We start from the raw sequence: 20122 nt of genomic DNA, 5'->3' as shown, positions 1-20122 counted from the left end.
ATCGCACACTGCTCATCCACATCCGACAAATCCCCGCTGATCCCCACCGCCCCCAGCACATTCCCTGCCTGATCGCGGATCAACACACCTCCCGGTGCCGGCACGACGCTGCCCTGCCCCAGGCTGTTGAGCGCGGCGATGAAGGCTGGGCGTTGTTGGGCGTCCAGGGCCAGCAGGCGGGAGCCTTTGCCCAGGGCGATGGCGCCCCAGGCTTTGCCGATGGCGACCTGGGGGCGCAGCAGGCTGGCGCCGTCTTCGCGTTGCAGGGTGATCAGGTGCCCGCCGGCGTCCAGTACCGCGATGGTCAGGGGCGCCGCGGAGATGGCCCGCCCTGCGTTGATGGCCTCGTTGACCAGGTTGACTGCGACTTTCAAGGTTAAAGCGCTCATGGTGCCGTCCTCATTTTGTTGTTCGGAAAGCCGTTGGGCTGCGCTTTTGTGACGCAGCTCGATGCAACAAATAGAACACAATGAATTATATTTTTGTATACAATAATTCTCGAAAAGCGCCACATGCGACGAAAAGCCACAGTAGATTGGGCTTCCGACGAATGAAACGGTTGCTTGAGAAAATGGATTGACCTGCGCCGTCCGCCGTGAATACACTCTGCGCAAAGCCACTTGTATACAATTACAAAACGTAAAGAGGCACAAAACCATGAGCAAAATGAGAGCAATCGAAGCCGCCGTTCTGGTGATGCGCCGTGAAGGGGTTGATACCGCTTTTGGCATCCCGGGTGCCGCCATCAACCCGCTGTACTCCGCCCTGCAAAAGGTCGGCGGCATCGATCACGTCCTCGCTCGCCACGTTGAAGGCGCCTCGCACATGGCCGAGGGCTACACCCGCACCAAGGCCGGCAACATCGGCGTGTGCATCGGCACCTCCGGCCCTGCCGGCACCGACATGGTCACCGGGCTCTACAGCGCCTCGGCCGACTCGATCCCGATCCTCTGCATCACCGGCCAGGCACCCCGCGCCCGTATGCACAAGGAAGACTTCCAGGCAGTCGACATCACCAGCATCGTCAAGCCAGTGACCAAGTGGGCGACCACTGTTCTGGAGCCAGGCCAGGTGCCTTACGCGTTCCAGAAAGCCTTCTATGAAATGCGCTCCGGCCGTCCAGGCCCGGTGCTGATCGACCTGCCGTTCGACGTACAAATGGCAGAAATCGAATTCGATATCGATGCCTACCAGCCGCTGCCATTGGCCAAGCCAAGCGCGACCCGCGTTCAGGTGGAAAAGGCCCTGGCCTTGCTCGATCAAGCCGAGCGCCCATTGCTGGTTGCCGGCGGTGGCATCATCAATGCCGACGCCAGCGACCTGTTGGTGGAGTTCGCCGAACTGACCGGCATCCCGGTCATCCCGACCCTGATGGGCTGGGGCACCATCCCCGACGATCACCCGCTGATGGTCGGCATGGTCGGTCTGCAGACGTCGCACCGCTACGGCAACGCCACGATGCTGAAATCCGACGTGGTGCTGGGCATCGGTAACCGCTGGGCCAACCGTCACACCGGTTCGGTCGACGTGTACACCGAAGGTCGCAAGTTCATTCACGTCGACATCGAAGGCACCCAGATCGGCCGCGTGTTTACACCGGACCTGGGCATCGTTTCCGACGCTGCCGCCGCGCTGACCGTGTTCATCGAAGTCGCTCGTGAATGGCAAGCCGCCGGCAAACTGAAAAACCGCAGTGCATGGCTGCAAGACTGCCAGCAGCGCAAATCCAGCCTGCAGCGCAAGACTCACTTCGACAACGTGCCGGTCAAGCCACAGCGCGTTTACGAAGAGATGAACCAGGTGTTCGGCAAGGACACTTGCTACGTCAGCACCATCGGTCTGTCGCAGATTGCCGGCGCGCAGTTCCTGCACGTCTACAAGCCGCGTCACTGGATCAACTGCGGCCAGGCCGGCCCGTTGGGCTGGACCATTCCGGCGGCGCTGGGCGTGGTCAAGGCCGACCCGACCCGCAAGGTCGTTGCACTGTCGGGCGACTATGACTTCCAGTTCATGATCGAAGAATTGGCGGTGGGTGCGCAGTTCAAGCTGCCGTACATCCACGTCGTGGTGAACAACTCGTACCTGGGTCTGATCCGTCAGGCGCAGCGCGGGTTCGAAATGGACTACTGCGTGCAGCTGTCCTTCGATAACCTGAACGCGCCGGAACTCAACGGTTATGGCGTCGATCACGTCGCGGTCGCCGAAGGCCTGGGCTGCAAGGCATTGCGCGTGTTCGAACCGTCCGACATCGCCCCTGCCCTGCGCAAGGCCGAAGAAATGATCGAAGAGTTCAAGGTGCCGGTGATCGTCGAGATTATCCTGGAGCGTGTGACCAACATTTCCATGGGTACCGAGATCAACGCCGTCAACGAATTCGAAGACCTGGCGCTGGTCGGCAACGACGCACCGACGGCGATTTCGTTGCTCGATTAACAGCTGACCGCTCCCGATGTGGGAGCTAGCCATGTGGCGAGGGAGCTTGCTCCCGCTCGGCTGCGAAGCAGTCGTAAAGCTTTTGGGGCCGCTCCGCGCCCCAGCGGGAGCAAGCTCCCTCGCCACACAGGCTCGCTCCTACAAGGGGAACCTCACAAGATTTACGGGAGACCACCATGCCGCGTTTCGCAGCCAACCTGTCCATGCTGTTCACCGAACAGGACTTCCTCGCCCGTTTCGAAGCGGCCGCCAAGGCCGGCTTCAGTGGTGTCGAGTACCTGTTCCCCTACGACTTCAGCTCCGCCGAAATCAAGGCCAAGCTCGACGCCAACGGTCTGACCCAAGTGCTGTTCAACCTGCCGGCCGGTGACTGGGCCAAGGGCGAGCGCGGTATTGCCTGCCTGCCGGACCGCGTTGAAGAATTCCGCGCCGGGGTCGACCTGGCGATCGCTTACGCGCAAGTGCTGGGCAACACCCAGGTCAACTGCCTGGCCGGTATTCGTCCGCAGGGCATCGATGATGCCACCGTGGAAAAAACCTTCGTCGCCAACCTCAAGTACGCGGCCGACAAGCTGCAGGCGGCGGGCATCAAACTGGTGATGGAAGCGATCAACACCCGCGACATCCCCGGCTTCTACCTGAACAACACGGCGCAAGCCCTGTCGATTCGCGAGCAGGTCGGCAGTGCCAACCTGTTCCTGCAATACGACATCTATCACATGCAAATCATGGAGGGCGACCTGGCCCGCACCCTGCAATCGCACCTGGGCGAGATCAACCACATCCAGTTGGCCGACAACCCGGGGCGCAACGAACCGGGCACCGGTGAAATCAACTACCGCTTCCTGTTCGAACACCTGGACCGCATCGGCTATCAGGGCTGGGTGGGCTGCGAGTACAAGCCGCTGACCACCACCGAAGCAGGCCTGGGCTGGCTCAAAACCCATAACGCGATCTGAACTGTTTCCCCTGTAGGAGCGAGCTTGCTCGCGATGTAGGCCCAGACAACGCGGGGCATCATACAGCCCTCATTATCGTTAACGCCCATCGCGAGCAAGCTCGCTCCTACAGATAACCAGAAAAACAAGAGGAATTTCTCATGGCTAAAATCGGATTCATCGGCACCGGCATCATGGGCCACCCAATGGCGGCAAACCTGCAGAAAGCCGGTCACAGCCTGTTCCTGTCGGCACACCACGACGCCGCGCCTGCCGATCTGGTCGCTGCCGGCGCCATCGCCCTGGCCAACCCGAAAGAAGTGGCACAAGAAGCCGAATTCATCATCGTCATGGTCCCGGATACCCCACAGGTCGAAGACGTGCTGTTCCGTGCCGACGGCATTGCTGCCGGTGTCGGCAGAGGCAAAGTCGTGATCGACATGAGCTCGATCTCGCCGACCGCCACCAAGGCTTTCGCGGCCAAGGTCAACGAAAAAGGCGCGCAGTACCTCGACGCGCCGGTATCCGGCGGTGAAGTCGGCGCCAAGGCGGCGACCCTGAGCATCATGGTCGGTGGCGACGCCGACGCCTTCGAACGCGCCCTGCCGCTGTTCCAGGCCATGGGCAAGAACATCACCCTGGTCGGTGGCAACGGCGACGGCCAGACCGCGAAAGTGGCCAACCAGATCATCGTCGCGCTGAACATCCAGGCCGTGGCCGAAGCGCTGCTGTTTGCCTCGAAGAACGGTGCCGACCCTGCCAAGGTGCGTGAAGCGCTGATGGGCGGTTTCGCTTCGTCGAAGATCCTCGAAGTGCACGGCGAACGCATGATCAAGGGCACCTTCGACCCGGGCTTCCGCATCAGCCTGCACCAGAAGGACCTGAACCTGGCCCTGCAGGGCGCCAAGGAACTGAACATCAACCTGCCCAACACCGCCAACGCCCAGCAAGTGTTCAGCACCTGCGCGGCCATCGGTGGCAGCAACTGGGACCACTCGGCACTGATCAAGGGTCTGGAACACATGGCCAACTTCTCGATTCGCGACAAGAAGTAAGCCCTGCACAAAACCCATGTGGGAGCGGGCTTGCTCGCGAAAGCGGTGGATCAGGCAACCTCTGCGTTGAATGCATGTCCGCCTTCGCGAGCAAGCCCGCTCCCACATTGGACCTGAGTTGCCCCTTCCAATAACAAGAATTCCGGGAGCCCGCCATGTCGGTCGATCCGCAACAATTCCTGCGCGAGCTGTTCGCCACAGCCATCGACGCGGCCCATCCTCAGCAAGTCCTCGAAGCCCATCTGCCCGCCGACCGCAGCGGCCGAGTGATCGTCATCGGTGCCGGCAAGGCCGCGGCGGCCATGGCCCAGGTGGTCGAGCGCTGCTGGCAGGGTGAAGTGTCCGGCCTGGTGGTGACGCGCTACGGCCACGGCGCACCCTGCGAAAAAATCGAAGTGGTCGAAGCCGCGCACCCCGTGCCGGACGCCGCCGGCCAGGCCGTCGCCAAGCGCGTATTCGAACTGGTCAGCAACCTGAGCGAATCCGACCGCGTGATCTTCCTGCTCTCCGGTGGCGGCTCGGCGTTGCTGGCCCTGCCCGCAGCCGGCATCACCCTGGCCGACAAGCAGTCGATCAACAAAGCGCTGCTCAAATCCGGCGCCACCATCGGCGAGATGAACTGCGTGCGCAAGCACCTCTCGGCGATCAAGGGTGGACGTCTGGGCAAGGCCTGCTGGCCGGCCACTGTCTACACCTACGCGATTTCCGATGTACCGGGCGACCTCGCCACGGTCATCGCGTCGGGCCCCACCGTGGCCGACCCAAGCACCTCGGCCGAAGCCCTGGCGATCCTCAAGCGCTACCACATTGAAGTCCCGGCGTCGGTGCGCACCTGGCTGCAAAGCCCGGAATCGGAAACCGTCAAACCCGGCGACCCGAGCCTGGCCCGCAGTCACTTCCAGTTGATCGCCCGTCCGCAACAATCCCTTGAAGCGGCAGCGGTGAAATGCCGCCAGGCCGGGTTCAGCCCGCTGATCCTCGGCGACCTGGAGGGCGAATCCCGAGAAGTGGCCAAAGTGCACGCCGGCATCGCTCGCCAGGTCGTCCAGCATGGCCAGCCGCTGGCGGCGCCCTGCGTGATCCTGTCCGGCGGCGAAACCACCGTGACGGTGCGCGGCAATGGCCGTGGCGGGCGCAACGCCGAATTCCTGCTGAGCCTGACCGACAGCCTCAAGGGCCTGCCCGGCGTCTACGCCCTGGCCGGCGACACCGATGGCATCGACGGCTCCGAAGACAACGCCGGCGCGATCATGACCCCGGACAGCTACGCCCGCGCCGCCGACCTGGGCCTGAGCGCCAGCGACGAGTTGGACAACAACAATGGCTACGGCTACTTCCAGGCGCTGGATGCACTGATCGTCACCGAGCCGACCCGCACCAACGTCAACGATTTCCGCGCCATCCTGATTCTCGAGAGCCCTAAACATGACGCCTGACAAAAAGGTCAAAATCCTCGCCACCCTGGGCCCCGCCATCGACGGGATCGACGACATCCGTGAACTGGTGCAGGCCGGGGTCAACATCTTTCGCCTGAACTTCAGCCACGGCGATCACGCCGACCACGCCCAGCGCTATCAGTGGATTCGTGAAGTCGAGCGCCAGCTGAATTATCCGCTGGGCATCCTGATGGATCTGCAAGGCCCAAAACTGCGGGTCGGCAAGTTCGCCGCCGGCAAGGTGCAACTGCATCGCGGTCAGGCCCTGCGCCTGGATCTGGACGCCACGCCGGGGGATGAACGCCGGGTCAACCTGCCACATCCGGAAATCATCGCCGCGCTGGAGCCAGGCATGGACCTGCTGCTGGACGACGGCAAGCTGCGCCTGAGGGTGGTCACCAAATACAGCGACGCGATAGACACCACCGTGCTCAACGGCGGCGAACTGTCGGACCGCAAAGGCGTGAACGTGCCGCAAGCGGTGCTCGACCTCAGCCCACTGACCGCCAAGGACCGCCGCGATCTGAGTTTCGGCCTGGAACTGGGTGTGGACTGGGTGGCCTTGTCCTTCGTGCAACGTCCCGAAGACATCCGCGAGGCCCGTGCGCTGATCGGCGACAAGGCGTTCCTGATGGCCAAGATCGAAAAACCATCGGCGGTCGAGCAACTGCGGGAAATCGCCGAATTGAGTGACGCGATCATGGTCGCCCGTGGCGATCTGGGTGTGGAAGTGCCGGCCGAAAGCGTGCCGCAGATCCAGAAGAACATCATCAGCACCTGCCGCCAGCTCGGCAAACCGGTGGTGGTGGCCACGCAGATGCTCGAATCGATGCGCTTCTCCCCGGCGCCCACCCGCGCCGAAGTCACCGACGTGGCCAACGCCGTGGCCGAAGGCGCCGACGCGGTGATGCTGTCTGCGGAAACCGCGTCCGGCGAGTACCCGCTGGAAGCCGTGCAGATGATGAGCAAGATCATCCGCCAGGTGGAGAACGGTCCGGACTATCAGGCCCAGCTCGACGTCAGCCGACCGAAGGCCGAAGCCACGGTGTCCGACGCGATCAGTTGCGCGATCCGCCGCATCAGCAACGTGCTGCCGGTGGCGGTGCTGGTGAACTACAGCGAATCGGGCACTTCCAGCTTGCGCGCGGCGCGGGAACGGCCGACGGTGCCGATCCTCAACCTGACGCCGAACCTGTCGACCGCTCGCCGCCTGACCGTGGCCTGGGGCGTGCATTCGGTGGTCAATGATCGGCTGCGTCAGGTGGATGAAGTGTGCTCCACGGCCCTGGAAATCGCCCAGGCCCAGGGCATGGCGCAGCGCGGCGATACCTTATTGATTACCGCAGGTGTGCCGTTTGGGCAGCCGGGGTCGACTAACTCGTTGCGTATCGAGACGTTGATCTAGAGCGCCTTCACCGGCCTCTTCGCGAGCAAGCCCGCTCCCACAATGAATCTTTGTTCATTCATTGAATTTGTGGTGTACACAAATCAACTGTGGGAGCGGGCTTGCTCGCGAAGGAGGTGACACGGTTTCACTGACTTTTCAGAACTGCCATGCCTGCCAACCACTTCAACACCCACTGCCCCGACTGGGCCGAAGCTTTGCTCAACGGCTTCAGCCAAATCTTCCTCCAGCGCCATCCGCTGTGCGGCCTGCTGTGCCTGCTGGCCATTTTGTTCACCGCCCCCGCCCTGCTCGGCGGTGCCTTGCTCGGCGGTGTCGCCGGGTTGCTCACCGCGCAACGTCGCGGCTATGCCAAGGCCGATCGCCAGGCCGGGCTGTTCAGTTACAACGGCGTGCTGCTAGGCCTGCTGCTGAGCCTGTATTTCCCCTGGTCGGCGATGATGCCGCTGCTGATCCTGGCCGCCGGTGGCCTGAGTGCGATGATCACTCAACAGTGGGTCAAGCGCGTACGGCTCAGCCAATTCCTGCCCGCCTGCACCGCACCCTTTGTACTCCTGAGCTGGGTACTGCTGTGCTTTGCCACCCCCTCGACCCAGGCGCATCTGATTGAGGTCAGCGTACTGAACATGCTCGCCGCCCCGCTCAAAGGCCTGGGCCAGGTGATGTTCCTCGGTCATCCGCTGGCCGGTGCGATGATTGCCGCCGGGTTGTGGATCGCCGATCGCCGCGCATTCTGCTGGGCATTGCTGGCATCGGTCGCAGGCATGGGCTGGAGCCTGCTGCACCAGGATTTCTACACCGCATTGCTCGGCCTCGGTAGCTATAACGCCGTACTCGCCGCCCTGGCTTTCAGCGCCCGGCGCCAGCAGCCATGGCTGCCATTGCTCGGCATCGCATTGGCACTGCTGCTGACGCCGATGTTTGCCGCGGCCGGCATGCCTACCCTGACCGCGCCGTTCATCCTCGCCTGTTGGCTGCTGCGCACACTGATCCAAGTGCTCGGCAAAGCCACGATCGCCACTGCGCCTTGCACTCCTGAGGAGAATCAACCTAGGCTGCGCTGATCTTCGAGTCAGGCGTTATCCATGGACAGCAGCAAAAACTGGCGTGAACAGCTCTACGTCATGATTTTCCAGAGCGACACCAAGGCCGGCAGGCGCTTCGACGGCATTTTGCTGTTGATCATCCTCGCCAGCCTGGTGATCGTGATGCTCGACAGCATCGACACCATCCACAAGAACTACGCCGATGTGCTGGCCTATATCGAGTGGGGTTTTACGATCATTTTCCTCGGCGAGTACATCCTGCGGCTGTACTGCTCGCCCAAGCCCCTGCGCTACGCCTTCAGTTTTTACGGGCTGGTGGATTTGCTGGCCATCGTGCCCGGCATCCTCGCCCTCTATTACTCCGACGCGCAGTACCTGCTGATCATCCGGGTCATCCGGATGTTGCGGATTTTCCGCGTGCTCAAGCTCAGCCCGTACCTCAAGCAGGCCAACTACCTGATGTCGGCGCTGCGCGGCAGCAAACAGAAGATCGTGGTGTTCCTGGTCAGCGTCTGCACCCTGGTGACGGTGTTCGGCACGCTGATGTACGTGATCGAAGGCCCCGAACATGGCTTTACCAGCATTCCCAAAGGCATCTACTGGGCGATCGTGACCCTGACCACGGTGGGCTTTGGCGACATCGTGCCCAAGACCCCACTGGGCCAGGTGATTTCGTCGCTGGTAATGATCACCGGTTATTCGATCATCGCGGTACCCACCGGGATTTTCACCGCCGAACTGGCCAATGCCATGCGCGGCGAACAGCTGCAACATGATTGCCCGGTGTGCAAGAAAAACAGCCATGAACACGGTGCCGCGTTCTGCTCGCGCTGCGGCAATGCGCTGTTCCGGAAACTGGAATAAGCAAAGTGCTTTTTAATCTTTAAAGGCCTATGCAAGCCCGGCTATAGTCGCTGGCAAATTGCCTCAATATTTGAATAGAACAAGGAATTCGCAGTGAAAAAACTCTTTGGCGCTTCACTACTGGCCGCAGGCCTGGCCCTGACCAGCGTGGCCCAGGCCGCCCCGACCCTGCTCAACGTTTCCTACGACGTGATGCGCGATTTCTACAAGGACTACAACACTGCGTTCCAGAAGCACTGGCAAGCCGAGCACAACGAAAACATCACCCTGCAGATGTCCTTCGGCGGCTCGAGCAAACAGGCGCGCTCGGTCATCGATGGCCTGCCGGCCGACGTGATCACCATGAACATGGCCACCGACATCAACGCCCTGGCCGACAACGGCAAACTGGTCCCGGACAACTGGGTTACCCGCCTGCCGAACAACAGCGCGCCGTTCACCTCGGCCACGGTGTTCATCGTGCGCAAGGGCAATCCGAAAGCCCTGAAAGACTGGCCGGACCTGCTCAAGGATGGCGTGCAAGTCATCGTGCCAAACCCGAAAACCTCGGGTAACGGTCGTTACACCTACCTGTCGGCCTGGGGCTACGTGCTGAAGAACGGCGGCGACGAAAACAAGGCCAAGGCCTTCGTCGGCAAGCTGTTCAAGCAGGCGCCGGTGCTCGATACCGGTGGCCGTGCGGCGACTACCACCTTCATGACCAACCAGATCGGCGACGTGCTGGTGACCTTCGAAAACGAAGCGGAAATGATTGCCCGCGAGTTTGGCCGCGACCAGTTCGAAGTGATCTACCCAAGCGTCTCCGCCGAAGCCGAGCCACCGGTATCGGTGGTCGACAAAACCGTCGACAAGAAAGGCACCCGCGCCGCCGCCGAGGAATACTTGAAGTACCTGTGGTCGCCGGAAGGTCAGGAAATCGTTGCGGCCAACTACCTGCGTCCGCGTGACCCGGCGGTCCTGGCCAAGTACACCGACCGCTTCCCGAAAGTCGACTTCCTGTCGGTGGAGAAAACCTTCGGCGACTGGCGCACCGTGCAGAAAACCCACTTCAATGATGGCGGGATTTTTGATCAGATCTACGCCCAGTAATCCCTGAGCGCTTCATGAAAAAGGCGACCTCGATAGGTCGCCTTTTCTGTGGCCGATGAAAAACCTTTGTGGGAGCGGGCTTGCTCGCGAAGGGGGTGTATCAGTCAAAACCATAGCGCCTGACATGCCCCCTTCGCGAGCAAGCCCGCTCCCACTCTGGGGGTTGCGCACGGCGTTACATCGGTGGTGTCACGCCATCTTTGCCCGCCGAAATCGACTGCGCCGTCAGCGTGCCATCAGCACTTTGGGTGACAAAGGTGACGATCTTCACCCCCACTTTCAACAAGCTGCGATCCCCTGGCATCAGGTTGACGATCGGCACATCCTCCGGCACCAGGATCTTCTGTTGGCCCCCCTTGTAGTTGACGGTCAGCACCCGGCCATTGCTCACCACCAGGTCGCCGACGCTGCCGTTGGTCATGCTGCTGCCCTTGACCAAATCAAAGGGCCGATGACCGTCGCCGCTGCCCGCCAGTTCGGGCGGGAACACATGAACTTCCAGCGCCTTGAGGGTGCCATCCTCTTGTGGAACGGCGGCCGAGCCTATGTAGCTGCCGGGCTTGATGTCTTCGATATTGGCCAGGGTGACGGCGCGGACCTTGGTGTCGGGTACCAAGTGGATGACCACGTTCTCGCCGCTGTTGGCGTGGACTTTCAGGGCGTCGGGGCTGACGCCGGTGATCTCGCCGCGTACACCAATGCGCAAGCCCGGTGCGTCTTGCGCCAGGGCCATGCCAACGGAAAACAAGCCCATCAAACTGACCACCGAAACAATGCGAACAAACTGGCGGAACATCGAATTCATGGAAGTGCCCTCCTGAGCCCAGCGTGGAAAGGGAACATAAGCACGCTATCGAACAAGATGTAAGTGAATGTATCATCGAGTCATGAAATTTCACGCAGCGCTTGCCCAACGCACGTTCGCCACTCATTCCGCAACGGAATGACTGCTATCACCCCAGTCCCACTTCCGCCGCAATGACCGGGCCTTTAGCCTGCGCGCATTCCCTCCAGTTCAGCGAGACAGGTTATGAATCGAACAACTCAAGTGCCCCACGGCACCGCAACAATGACCCGAGGCATGGTGCTGCTGTTCGCCTTCTGCTGCGGCGCGATCGTGGCCAACATTTACTACGCGCAGCCGATCATCGGCCTGATCGCGCCGGACGTCGGCCTGAGCAACACCCTGGCCAGCTTCATCGTTTCACTGACCCAGATTGGCTATGCACTGGGCCTGTTCTTCCTGGTGCCGCTGGGTGATCTGCTGGAAAACCGCCGCCTGATGATCATCACCACCCTGGTGGCGATTGCCAGTCTGCTGGGCGCGGCGTTTACCGATCAGCCCAATGTGTTCTTGCTGATCTCGCTGCTGGTGGGCTTCAGTTCGGTGTCGGTGCAGATCCTCATTCCATTGGCCGCGCACCTGGCGCCGGAAGAGTCCCGTGGCCGTGTGGTGGGCGGGATCATGGGCGGGTTGCTGTTGGGGATACTGTTGGCGCGGCCGGTGTCCAGCGTGGTGGCCGATCACTTCGGCTGGCGTGCGATGTTCGTTATCGCGGCACTGTTGATGGCGGCGATCAGCATCGTGCTGGCGGTGACCATTCCCAAGCGCCAACCGGACCACAGCGCCTCCTACGGGCAGTTGCTCGGCTCGTTGTGGACCCTGTTGCGTCGGCAACCGGTGCTGCGTCAGCGTGCGTTTTACCAGGGCTGCATGTTCGCCACCTTCAGCATGTTCTGGACCGCTGTGCCGCTGGAACTGGCGCGCAACCATGGCCTGTCGCAATCGCAGATCGCCCTCTTCGCCCTGGTCGGTGCCATTGGCGCCATCGCCGCGCCCATCGCCGGTCGCCTGGCCGATGCCGGCCATACCCGCATGGCGTCGCTGCTGGCGCTGGTGTTCGCCAGCTTGAGTTTCCTGCCGGCGTTCATCCACCCGGCCTACAGCGTCATCGGCCTGGCGGTGACCGGCGTGGTGCTGGATTTCTGCGTGCAGATGAACATGGTGCTCGGCCAACGCGCGGTGTACGCCCTCGACGCCAAAAGCCGCAGCCGTCTGAATGCGTTGTACATGACCAGCATTTTCATCGGCGGTGCGTTCGGCTCGTCAGTGGCCAGTGCGGTGTATGAGCATGGCGGCTGGTTGTGGATCGTGGTGGTCGGCAGTGCGTTTCCATTGCTGGCGCTGGTGCGGTTCCTGAGTGTTTCGCAGAAGGCTTCGTTGGCGACCGCTTAAACCGCCAAAAGCTTCGCGGGCAAGCCCGCTCCTACAGGTTTCCGTGGGAGCGTGGCTTGCCCGCGATGGCGTTTCAACGGCCACCCTCAAGAGCGAACCAACTTCTCCATCGCCGCATCCGCCAGAAACGATGAGCGGCTTTTGACATTGTGCTCGCGCACATAGCGGTCGATTCGCTGAATCACGTAACCGGGAAGCGTGACGTTGACCTTTTCGGTCTTGCCCAGATAGGGCGAGATATCCAGCTCCAGCATGCCCCATCCCATATGGGCAAACTCAGGATTGCCTCGATGTTCGGCGGCGGACGTCGGCATCGGAATCGTCTGCGCGCTGGCCGCAATCTCCTGCAGCAGGATGTGCGCGATCTCGACCGCCGCGTTATACGCCTCTTCAAAAGTATCCCCGGCGGTAACCGCGCCTGGAATATCGGGGATCTGAATACCGATGGCGGTGTGCTCATCGCCCCACTCGATACAGATTGGATATTGCATTATGGATCTCCTGCGTAACTGCCTGGCGGGTAGTAAAGCCCGGCTCGCCTCCTGATGCTCTTGACCGTCCCGACCGGTAAATCCTTTTTCGGATGGGGTACGGGAATGGTGAACGGGTTGTAACGGTGGGTGAAGATGTGATGACTGCCTGTGACCCGGTCCAAAAATCCAGCCCGCCTCCATCAACTCCTTGATCAGTAGCCTGCTCTGCACCATCCGCCTCCTTGCTTCGGCCTTAATAAAAGTAACCCTGGAGTTATATTTACTCAAGCACAAAAACCCGGATCACGATGTTCGGTTGTTTTACAGCGTGTGATCACATGATCATGAGCGTGGCGGATACCTCGGTGCATGCACTGGACCTGCTCGGCCCTGCCGATTAGCCCAGGTACACATGCATCCTGTGGGAGCGGGCTTGCTCGCGAAAGCGTCAGGTCAGTCAGCATCTGTGTTGAATGCACCGACCTCTTCGCGAGCAAGCCCGCTCCCACACTGGATCTCCACAATTTTCAACATTGCATAAGGACATAGGATGGATCGCCTCGCCGCAATGGAAACCTTCGTCTACGTGGTGGAAACCGGTTCGTTTTCCGCAGCCGCACGGCGTCTGAATATCGGCCAGCCTGCCGTATCGAAAACCATCGCCCAGTTGGAAAACCGACTGGCGGTCCGGCTGTTGTTGCGCTCGACCCGAGGCCTGACGCCCACCGAAGCCGGGCTGGCGTTTTTCGAGCGGGCCAAGCGTGCGATTGAAGAAGCGGATGAGGCGGACAATGCCGCTCGCGGTGCTGCCAGCGGGCTCACAGGCAGCCTGCGCATTTGCGCCGCCGTGACCTTCGGGCGCATGCACGTTGTTCCGCACCTGGGCCGGTTTCTTGAGCAAAACCCTGAACTGAACATCGACCTGATGCTCGACGATCGCAACGTCAATCTGGTGGAAGAAGGCGTCGATGTTGCCCTGCGCCTTGGTGTGCTGAGCGACTCCGGGCTCACCGCCCGCAAAATCGCCGAATGCCGGCGAGTGGTGCTGGGTACACCGGCCTATTTTGAACAACACGGCGAACCTTCCTGCCCGGATGATCTGAGCAGTCATCAGGCGGTGGTCTACAGCCTGGGCGGAGGCGCCCATTGGCAGTTCGACAGGGACGGTGAAGCACAGCCGGTGACCATCAGCGGCCGCATCCGCGTCAACGCCGCCGAAGGTCTGCGTGAAGCGGTGCTGGCTCACCTCGGGCTGACCATGGCGTCGCAGTGGATGTTCGCGCCGGAGCTGGCCAGTGGCGTGGTCCGGGAGGTGATGAGCGATTGGGCGTTGCCGAATCAGGATCTCTGGGCGGTGTTTCCGACAGGAAGAATGGCCAGCGCGAAGGCGCGGGCGTTTGTGGAATATGTGGAAGGTGTGATTGCCAAAACTGCCTGAATTTTCGACTGTTTCGTTTATTGCGATTTTCGTTTAATTCGAATAGCCTTCGGAAATCGACAATTCAGACTATTGGAAACCGCCATGCCCACCGTCCTTCACCCGCCAATCAATCTGCCCGTAGAGCGTGAAGTTCGGGCTGCGATCGAGGGTCAGCGCGTGCTGGCCGCCTACCTCGCCACTCAGTACGAAACCCAACGCATCCAAATCTTCGACGAACAAAATGAAGGTCATACCGTCGAACTGCCTACCTCGGCACTGCGACTACTGGCTGATATCCTGGCAGAGCTTGCTGCAGGAAATGCCGTCAAAGTCGTCCCGGTTCATGCGGAGTTAACCACCCAGGAAGCTGCCGACTTGCTGAATGTCTCACGCCCACACCTGATCAAACTGCTCGAGTCCGGCGACTTGTCCTACCACAAAACCGGCAAGCACCGACGTGTGCGTTTTGCCGATTTGATGGACTATAAAAACCAGCGCGACGCAGCCAGCGAGCAGGCAATGATGCTACTCGCCGAGCAAGCACAGGCGTTAAGGACAGGATACGAGTGAGGCAATCTTCTTTTACCGCTGTTTACGACGCTTGCGTTCTTTACCCCGCGCTGTTGAGAGACTTACTGATGTGGCTCGCACTCTCCGGTCTTTTTCGGGCGCGATGGACACAGGAGATTCACGACGAATGGAAACGCAATCTGTTGAAAAACCGTCCGGATCTGACTGTTCAACAGCTGGATCGCACCTCAGAGCTGATGGATATCGCCATACCCGACGCTTGTGTCTGCGATTACGAAGAATTGATCAAGGCACTGACACTGCCCGACATCAACGATCGACACGTGTTGGCTGCCGCCATTAGGTGCAACGCCAGTGTCATCGTGACCTTCAATCAGAAGGATTTCCCCTGTTTGGCCTTAGGCCCTTACGGCATCGAAGCCCAGCACCCTGACGAGTTCGTCGACAACCTGATTGATCTCGATTCCGCCGCCGTGATTTCAGCCGCGCGCCAACAACGCAATCAATTGAAAACGCCCCCAATGGATGTAAGTACCTATCTGGACCTTTTGTCCCGTCAAGGTCTGGTTCGATCCGCCAAGGCTCTGAACGATTACCGGGCGATGCTCTAAAGCACGCAACCATCAAACCCCACACTCACATTCCCCGGCAACGTCCCCCGATGCTCCATCAACCACGCATCCAGCGTATGCCCGACATGGGTCAACACTGCCGCCACCGGGCGCAGTTGATCGATGCACGCAAGCGCCAGGTTCAAATCGTTGTGATTCCTGGGTGCCTGCGGTTGCGGCGGCATCGAGCAGTCGAGCACCAGCAAATCCAATGGCTCGCGTTGCAAATGCGCCAAGGTGTTGTCAGGCAGGCCAACGGTATCAGTGAGGTAGGCGATGCGCCGTCCTTCGCCCTCCAGCAGATACCCCAGGGTGGGTCTGGAGTGCTGCAACGGCAACGCCGTCACGCTCAATTCGCCAAACAAGCGAGTTTCAAACGCCTCGAACGGCCGGCTGAAATCCAGAATGCCCGGGTGTTTGTAGAGGTCCGCCAACCCCTCCGGGTCGACCGGCCCGTGCACCGGAATCACCAGCCCCTGCCCCCAGCGCAGGTGCAACAACCCCTGTGCATGGTCAGCATGGTAGTGGGTCTGAAAAATGCCGTTGAAGCTGCGCGGGGCGAAGCGCTCGGTGAGGTCGGGCAGGCCGCTGTCGATCAGCCAGCGCTGGTCGCCGCATTCGATCAGCGCGCAGCAGGGGCGTCGGCGCCAGCGTTCGTCGATGTGCGCCCGTACGCAAGCCTGACATTCGCAGCCATAGACCGGCACCTGTCGGGCATCGCCGGTGCCCAGCAGTGTCAGGCGCATGCCGGATGCTCGCCGATGCAGGCCAGCAAGCCTTCGACCGTATTTGCAAGCGCGCCGGAGTTGTCGAGCAGGTGCACGTTCGGGTCTTCAGCCAGCAAGCGTTCACCAAAGCGATCATTGCGCGCCAGTCGCTGTTCGATTTCGGCCATGGACTCGCGCCCCCGGGCCAGCAAGCGTTGACGCAACACCGCGGTGTCCACCGTCAGCAACACCACCTGCACATCGGGATAACGTTCGCGGGTCTGCGGCAGATGCCCGCGCGAACCGTTGACCAGCACGTCGTCCCCCGCCGCCAGCCAATCGTCGATCTCCCGCGGGATGCCGTAGGCCAGGCCATTGGCCTGCCAGCTCAGGGCAAACGCACCCTGAGCCTGCATCTCGGTGAACTGCTGCAGGCTGACCCCCAGCGCTGCCTCGCCCACCGCCTCCGCCGAACGGGTGATGACCCGCCGCACGATGCGGCAGCCCCGTTCGGCCAAACGCGTTCGTGCGGCATCCAGCAGGCTGTCCTTGCCCGAACCTGACGGCCCGATGAGATAGATCAACCTGCCTGACATCAAAACACCCTCTTCGCTTGTCGCCATACTTGCTGGATCACTGGCAGGCCGTCCGAACTGCGCGCCTGGATCAGGTCGGCACGCAGGCCCGGCGCAATCTCGCCGCGATCGATCAGACCGGCGGCCCGCGCCGGGTTCAGACTGACCATGCGCACCGCTTCGGCCAAACCGATGCGCTCGCTCTGGGCTGACAGCACGAAGGCCGCCTGCAGCAGGCTGGCCGGATAGTAGTCGCTGGACAGGATATCCAGCAGCCCCTGGGCCGCCAGGTCAGCGGCCGCCACGTTACCCGAGTGCGACCCGCCGCGCACGATGTTCGGTGCGCCCATCAACACTTTCATGCCGTGATCGCGGCAGCCGCGCGCGGCCTCCACGGTGGTCGGGAACTCGGCGATGGTCATGCCGTAGCGCGCCGATTCCTCGACATGGGCCAGGGTCGCGTCGTCGTGGCTGGCCACCGACAGGCCACGGGCCAGGCAATGCTCGACGATCGCCGCGCGATAGCGGTCGCTGTAGGTCCGCGAGTTGGCCATCTGCAAGGTGATGAATTCGTCCATCTGCGTGGTGGTCAGGTGGTATTTGCCCATGTAGTACTCACGGTACTTGGACTCGAGCACGAATTGGCGCTGACCCGGCGAATGGTCCATCACCGACACCAGTTGCACCAGCGGGTTTTCCACCAGATCGCGGAACACGCTCAGGGTATCGGGGTGGCACAGCTCGCAGCGCAGGTGCAGGCGATGCTCGGCGCGGGTCAGACCGGCCTCGGACGCGCTGGAGATGGCCTCGAGCATCGCCGGCAGCTTTTGCATGCGGTTGCCCTTGGGGTTCACGTCGCCGATGGACACTGCGTCGAACACCGTGGTGATGCCCGCCGCGATGATCTGGGCATCGTGGCTGAGCACCGCCGAACGCGACGGCCAGTCCACGCCGGGACGTGGGGTCATGTGTTTTTCCAGGTTGTCGGTGTGCAACTCCACCAGGCCCGGCAGCAGGTAATCACCGTTGAGGTCCTTGGCCTGGGGCAAGCGACTCGGGCCCTCGGCCACCTCGGCGATCAGTCCGTCGCGCAGCAGCACGGTGCCGCAGAACACGCGGTCAGCGGTGACCAGTTGGGCATTGCTGAGGATCTGTTCAACGGGCATCGGCGTATTCCTCTTGGCTGACGGCGACTGGGGTCATGTCGAGATGGCGATCGGCAACCGCTTCGCGGGCGACGCGGTCGTGGAAGATGCCGATCAGTGCGGCACCGGCGTGTTTGGCTTCGTTCATCAGGTCCAGCACCACCTGACGATTGCTGTCGTCCAGCGATGCGGTGGGTTCGTCGAGCAACATCACCGGCCACGCCACCATGAAACCGCGGGCGATGTTGACGCGCTGCTGCTCACCCCCGGAGAAGGTGCCGGGCGCCAGTTGCCACAGGCGTTGCGGAATGTTCAGACGGCTGAGCAACAGCTCGGCACGCGATTGCGCCAGGGACCTGGACCAGCCGCGGGCCAGCGCCGGCTCCATGACCACGTCCAGGCAGGCCACCCGTGGGATCACCCGCAGGAACTGGCTGACGTAACCCAGGGTGCGCTGGCGCACCTGCAGAATGTCCCGGGGCTCGGCGCCCACCAGCTCCAGCCATTGCTCGTCGTGCTGCACGCGAATGCTGCCGCCCGCCGGCAGATAGTTGCCGTACAGGGTGCGCAGCAAGGTGCTCTTGCCGGCGCCGGACTGGCCGTGCAACACCAGGCATTCGCCGCCCGCCACGCTGAAATCCACCCCGCGCAGCACGTTGAGGACCACGCCGTTCTGCTGGTGCAGGGTGAAGGTTTTCGAGAGGTCACGGACCTCGATCAAGGTATTCATCATGGCTGCAACACCGAAGACACCAACAGTTGAGAGTAGGGATGCTGCGGATCGTCGAGGATCTGATCGGTCAGGCCGGTCTCCACCACCCGCGAACGGCGCATCACCATCAGGCGGTCGGCCAGCAGCCGCGCCACCGCCAGGTCGTGGGTGACGATCACCACCGCCAGGTCCAGCTCGCGAACCAGGCCGCGCAACAGGTCGAGCAAGCGCGCCTGCACCGAAACGTCGAGGCCACCGGTGGGCTCGTCCATGAACACCAGGCGCGGGCTCGACACCAGGTTGCGGGCGATTTGCAGGCGTTGCTGCATGCCGCCAGAGAAGGTCCGGGGCAAGTCGTCGATGCGCTGCGGGTCGATCTCCACCTGGCTCAACCAGTCCAGGCCCGCGCCGCGCAGTTGCTGATAGTTGCGTATGCCCTGGGCCATCAGGCGCTCGCCGATGTTGGCCCCGGCCGACACGCCCATGCGCAAGCCGTCCCGGGGGTTCTGTTCGACAAAGCCCCATTCGGTGCGCAGTAAGGTGCGGCGCTCGGCTTCGCTGGCGCTGTACAGGTCCAGCCACTGGTCCTGCTTGTCGCGGTAACCGATGCGCCCGCGTTGCGGCGGCAGGCGCCCGCTGAGCAGCGACAGCAAGGTCGATTTGCCCGAGCCGGACTCGCCGACAATCCCCAGCACTTCGCCGGGGTACAGGTCGAAGCTGACGTCCTGGCAACCCTTTTCCGGGCCGTACAGCAGCGACAGGTCACGCACTTGCAGCAGCGGTTCGGTGGACACGGACAACTCGTTCTTCAGCGCCTGGTTCATTGGCCCTGCTCCTGCTGGCTGACGCGCTGGGCGCAGTAATAAGTGTCGGAACAGACGAAGCGCTGGTTGCCGGCGTCGTCGATGATCAGCTCGTCGAGGAACGAGTCATGGCTGGCGCAGATCGCGCAGTTCTCTTCCCATTGCTGGGCTTCGAAGGGGTGATCCTCGAAGTCGAGGCTGACCACCCGGGTGTACGGCGGCACCGCGTACAGACGCTTCTCGCGACCGGCGCCGAACAGCATCAGCGCCGGGCTCATGTCGAGCTTGGGGTTGTCGAATTTGGGGATCGGCGAGGGGTCCATCACGTAGCGCTCGTCGACCATCACCGGGTACGCATACGCAGTGGCGATATGGCCGAAGGTGGCGATGTCCTCGTACAGCTTGACGTGCATCACCCCGTAATCGTTGAGGGCGTGCATGGTCCGGGTCTCGGTTTCCGAGGGTTCGATAAAGCGCAGCGGCTCGGGAATCGGCACCTGATACACCATGATCTGATCGGCGTGCAGCGGCGTTTCCGGAATACGGTGGCGGGTCTGGATCACCGTCGCATCCGGCGTGCTTTCAGTGGTGGCGACACCGGCGGTACGGGCGAAAAAGCGGCGGATCGACACGGCGTTGGTGG

21 protein-coding genes and 1 pseudogene are annotated in these 20122 nt (G+C 61.9%); 12 read left to right on the top strand and 10 right to left on the bottom strand.

Features of this window, described 5'->3' with window-relative positions:
• Window positions 1-389 (bottom strand): heme-binding protein (locus B0W55_RS23210; RefSeq protein ID WP_077048244.1); only part of this gene is annotated, 389 nt, incomplete at its 3' end.
• Window positions 390-657: 268 nt separating this feature from the next.
• On the opposite strand from B0W55_RS23210, the gene gcl reads away from it, so the two are divergent.
• From gcl to B0W55_RS23170, 8 genes are all read left to right on the top strand, one after another.
• Window positions 658-2433 (top strand): glyoxylate carboligase, encoded by a 1776-nt coding sequence (gene gcl / locus B0W55_RS23205; RefSeq protein WP_077048243.1) that lies wholly within the window; start codon window positions 658-660, stop codon window positions 2431-2433.
• A 176-nt stretch (window positions 2434-2609) separates the two neighbouring features.
• Window positions 2610-3392 (top strand): hydroxypyruvate isomerase, encoded by a 783-nt coding sequence (gene hyi, locus B0W55_RS23200; protein WP_077048242.1) that lies wholly within the window; start codon window positions 2610-2612, stop codon window positions 3390-3392.
• Between the two features lie 140 nt (window positions 3393-3532).
• Window positions 3533-4426 carry a 2-hydroxy-3-oxopropionate reductase gene (locus tag B0W55_RS23195; protein ID WP_077048241.1) on the top strand — a complete coding sequence of 298 codons (894 nt, stop codon included), beginning with the start codon at window positions 3533-3535 and terminating at the stop codon, window positions 4424-4426.
• A gap of 155 nt (window positions 4427-4581) precedes the next feature.
• Window positions 4582-5862, top strand: coding sequence for a glycerate kinase (locus B0W55_RS23190; RefSeq protein WP_077048240.1), 1281 nt, complete (start codon window positions 4582-4584; stop codon window positions 5860-5862).
• On the top strand, window positions 5852-7267 hold the full coding sequence (gene pyk, locus B0W55_RS23185; protein WP_077048239.1) for a pyruvate kinase: 1416 nt from the start codon (window positions 5852-5854) through the stop codon (window positions 7265-7267). The genes B0W55_RS23190 and pyk overlap by 11 nt, the downstream gene beginning before the upstream one ends.
• A gap of 149 nt (window positions 7268-7416) precedes the next feature.
• Window positions 7417-8331 carry an urea transporter gene (locus tag B0W55_RS23180; protein ID WP_077048238.1) on the top strand — a complete coding sequence of 305 codons (915 nt, stop codon included), beginning with the start codon at window positions 7417-7419 and terminating at the stop codon, window positions 8329-8331.
• A gap of 21 nt (window positions 8332-8352) precedes the next feature.
• Entirely contained in the window at window positions 8353-9177 is an 825-nt protein-coding gene (locus B0W55_RS23175; protein WP_077048237.1) for an ion transporter, read from the top strand.
• Window positions 9178-9270: 93 nt separating this feature from the next.
• The gene (locus B0W55_RS23170) at window positions 9271-10266 is read left to right on the top strand and encodes a sulfate ABC transporter substrate-binding protein (protein ID WP_077048236.1); all 996 of its coding nucleotides are present in this window, start codon (window positions 9271-9273) and stop codon (window positions 10264-10266) included.
• A 175-nt stretch (window positions 10267-10441) separates the two neighbouring features.
• Here the strand turns inward: B0W55_RS23170 and B0W55_RS23165 are convergent, their stop codons facing one another.
• Entirely contained in the window at window positions 10442-11071 is a 630-nt protein-coding gene (locus B0W55_RS23165; RefSeq protein WP_175645546.1) for a hypothetical protein, read from the bottom strand.
• A gap of 225 nt (window positions 11072-11296) precedes the next feature.
• On the opposite strand from B0W55_RS23165, the gene B0W55_RS23160 reads away from it, so the two are divergent.
• The gene (locus B0W55_RS23160) at window positions 11297-12502 is read left to right on the top strand and encodes an MFS transporter (RefSeq protein ID WP_077048235.1); all 1206 of its coding nucleotides are present in this window, start codon (window positions 11297-11299) and stop codon (window positions 12500-12502) included.
• Window positions 12503-12588: 86 nt separating this feature from the next.
• On the opposite strand, the gene B0W55_RS23155 is transcribed toward B0W55_RS23160, so the two are convergent.
• Window positions 12589-12993 carry a type II toxin-antitoxin system HicB family antitoxin gene (locus B0W55_RS23155; protein WP_077048234.1) on the bottom strand — a complete coding sequence of 135 codons (405 nt, stop codon included), beginning with the start codon at window positions 12991-12993 and terminating at the stop codon, window positions 12589-12591.
• Window positions 12993-13206 (bottom strand): annotated as a pseudogene (locus tag B0W55_RS23150) (type II toxin-antitoxin system HicA family toxin). Before B0W55_RS23150 ends, B0W55_RS23155 begins: the two are co-directional and overlap by 1 nt.
• 319 nt (window positions 13207-13525) lie before the next feature.
• Here B0W55_RS23150 and B0W55_RS23145 point away from each other — a divergent pair.
• From B0W55_RS23145 to B0W55_RS23135, 3 genes are all read left to right on the top strand, one after another.
• Window positions 13526-14413 carry a LysR family transcriptional regulator gene (locus tag B0W55_RS23145; RefSeq protein ID WP_077048233.1) on the top strand — a complete coding sequence of 296 codons (888 nt, stop codon included), beginning with the start codon at window positions 13526-13528 and terminating at the stop codon, window positions 14411-14413.
• A gap of 84 nt (window positions 14414-14497) precedes the next feature.
• A complete protein-coding gene (locus B0W55_RS23140; RefSeq protein WP_077048232.1) occupies window positions 14498-14965 on the top strand; it encodes a helix-turn-helix domain-containing protein in 468 nt (155 codons plus the stop codon).
• On the top strand, window positions 14962-15537 hold the full coding sequence (locus B0W55_RS23135) for a PIN domain-containing protein (protein ID WP_077048231.1): 576 nt from the start codon (window positions 14962-14964) through the stop codon (window positions 15535-15537). Before B0W55_RS23140 ends, B0W55_RS23135 begins: the two co-directional genes overlap by 4 nt.
• Here B0W55_RS23135 and phnP read toward each other — a convergent pair.
• The 6 genes from phnP to B0W55_RS23105 form a co-directional block, all read right to left on the bottom strand.
• Complete coding sequence (gene phnP / locus B0W55_RS23130) at window positions 15534-16283, bottom strand: phosphonate metabolism protein PhnP (RefSeq protein WP_077048230.1); 750 nt, start codon at window positions 16281-16283, stop codon at window positions 15534-15536. The genes B0W55_RS23135 and phnP overlap by 4 nt on opposite strands.
• Complete coding sequence (gene phnN / locus B0W55_RS23125) at window positions 16274-16840, bottom strand: phosphonate metabolism protein/1,5-bisphosphokinase (PRPP-forming) PhnN (RefSeq protein WP_077048229.1); 567 nt, start codon at window positions 16838-16840, stop codon at window positions 16274-16276. Before phnN ends, phnP begins: the two co-directional genes overlap by 10 nt.
• Window positions 16840-17985 (bottom strand): alpha-D-ribose 1-methylphosphonate 5-triphosphate diphosphatase, encoded by a 1146-nt coding sequence (locus B0W55_RS23120; RefSeq protein WP_077048228.1) that lies wholly within the window; start codon window positions 17983-17985, stop codon window positions 16840-16842. The genes phnN and B0W55_RS23120 overlap by 1 nt, the downstream gene beginning before the upstream one ends.
• The gene (gene phnL / locus B0W55_RS23115; RefSeq protein ID WP_077048227.1) at window positions 17975-18694 is read right to left on the bottom strand and encodes a phosphonate C-P lyase system protein PhnL; all 720 of its coding nucleotides are present in this window, start codon (window positions 18692-18694) and stop codon (window positions 17975-17977) included. The genes B0W55_RS23120 and phnL overlap by 11 nt, the downstream gene beginning before the upstream one ends.
• Window positions 18694-19500, bottom strand: coding sequence for a phosphonate C-P lyase system protein PhnK (phnK, locus tag B0W55_RS23110; RefSeq protein WP_077048226.1), 807 nt, complete (start codon window positions 19498-19500; stop codon window positions 18694-18696). Before phnK ends, phnL begins: the two co-directional genes overlap by 1 nt.
• The coding region (locus B0W55_RS23105; protein WP_077048225.1) for an alpha-D-ribose 1-methylphosphonate 5-phosphate C-P-lyase PhnJ at window positions 19497-20122 on the bottom strand (626 nt) is incomplete at its 5' end. The genes B0W55_RS23105 and phnK, both read right to left, overlap by 4 nt.

The sequence above is a fragment of the Pseudomonas sp. KK4 genome, assembly GCF_001984065.1.
GTDB lineage: Bacteria > Pseudomonadota > Gammaproteobacteria > Pseudomonadales > Pseudomonadaceae > Aquipseudomonas.
This window is presented reverse-complemented; position numbering and strand designations above follow the sequence as displayed.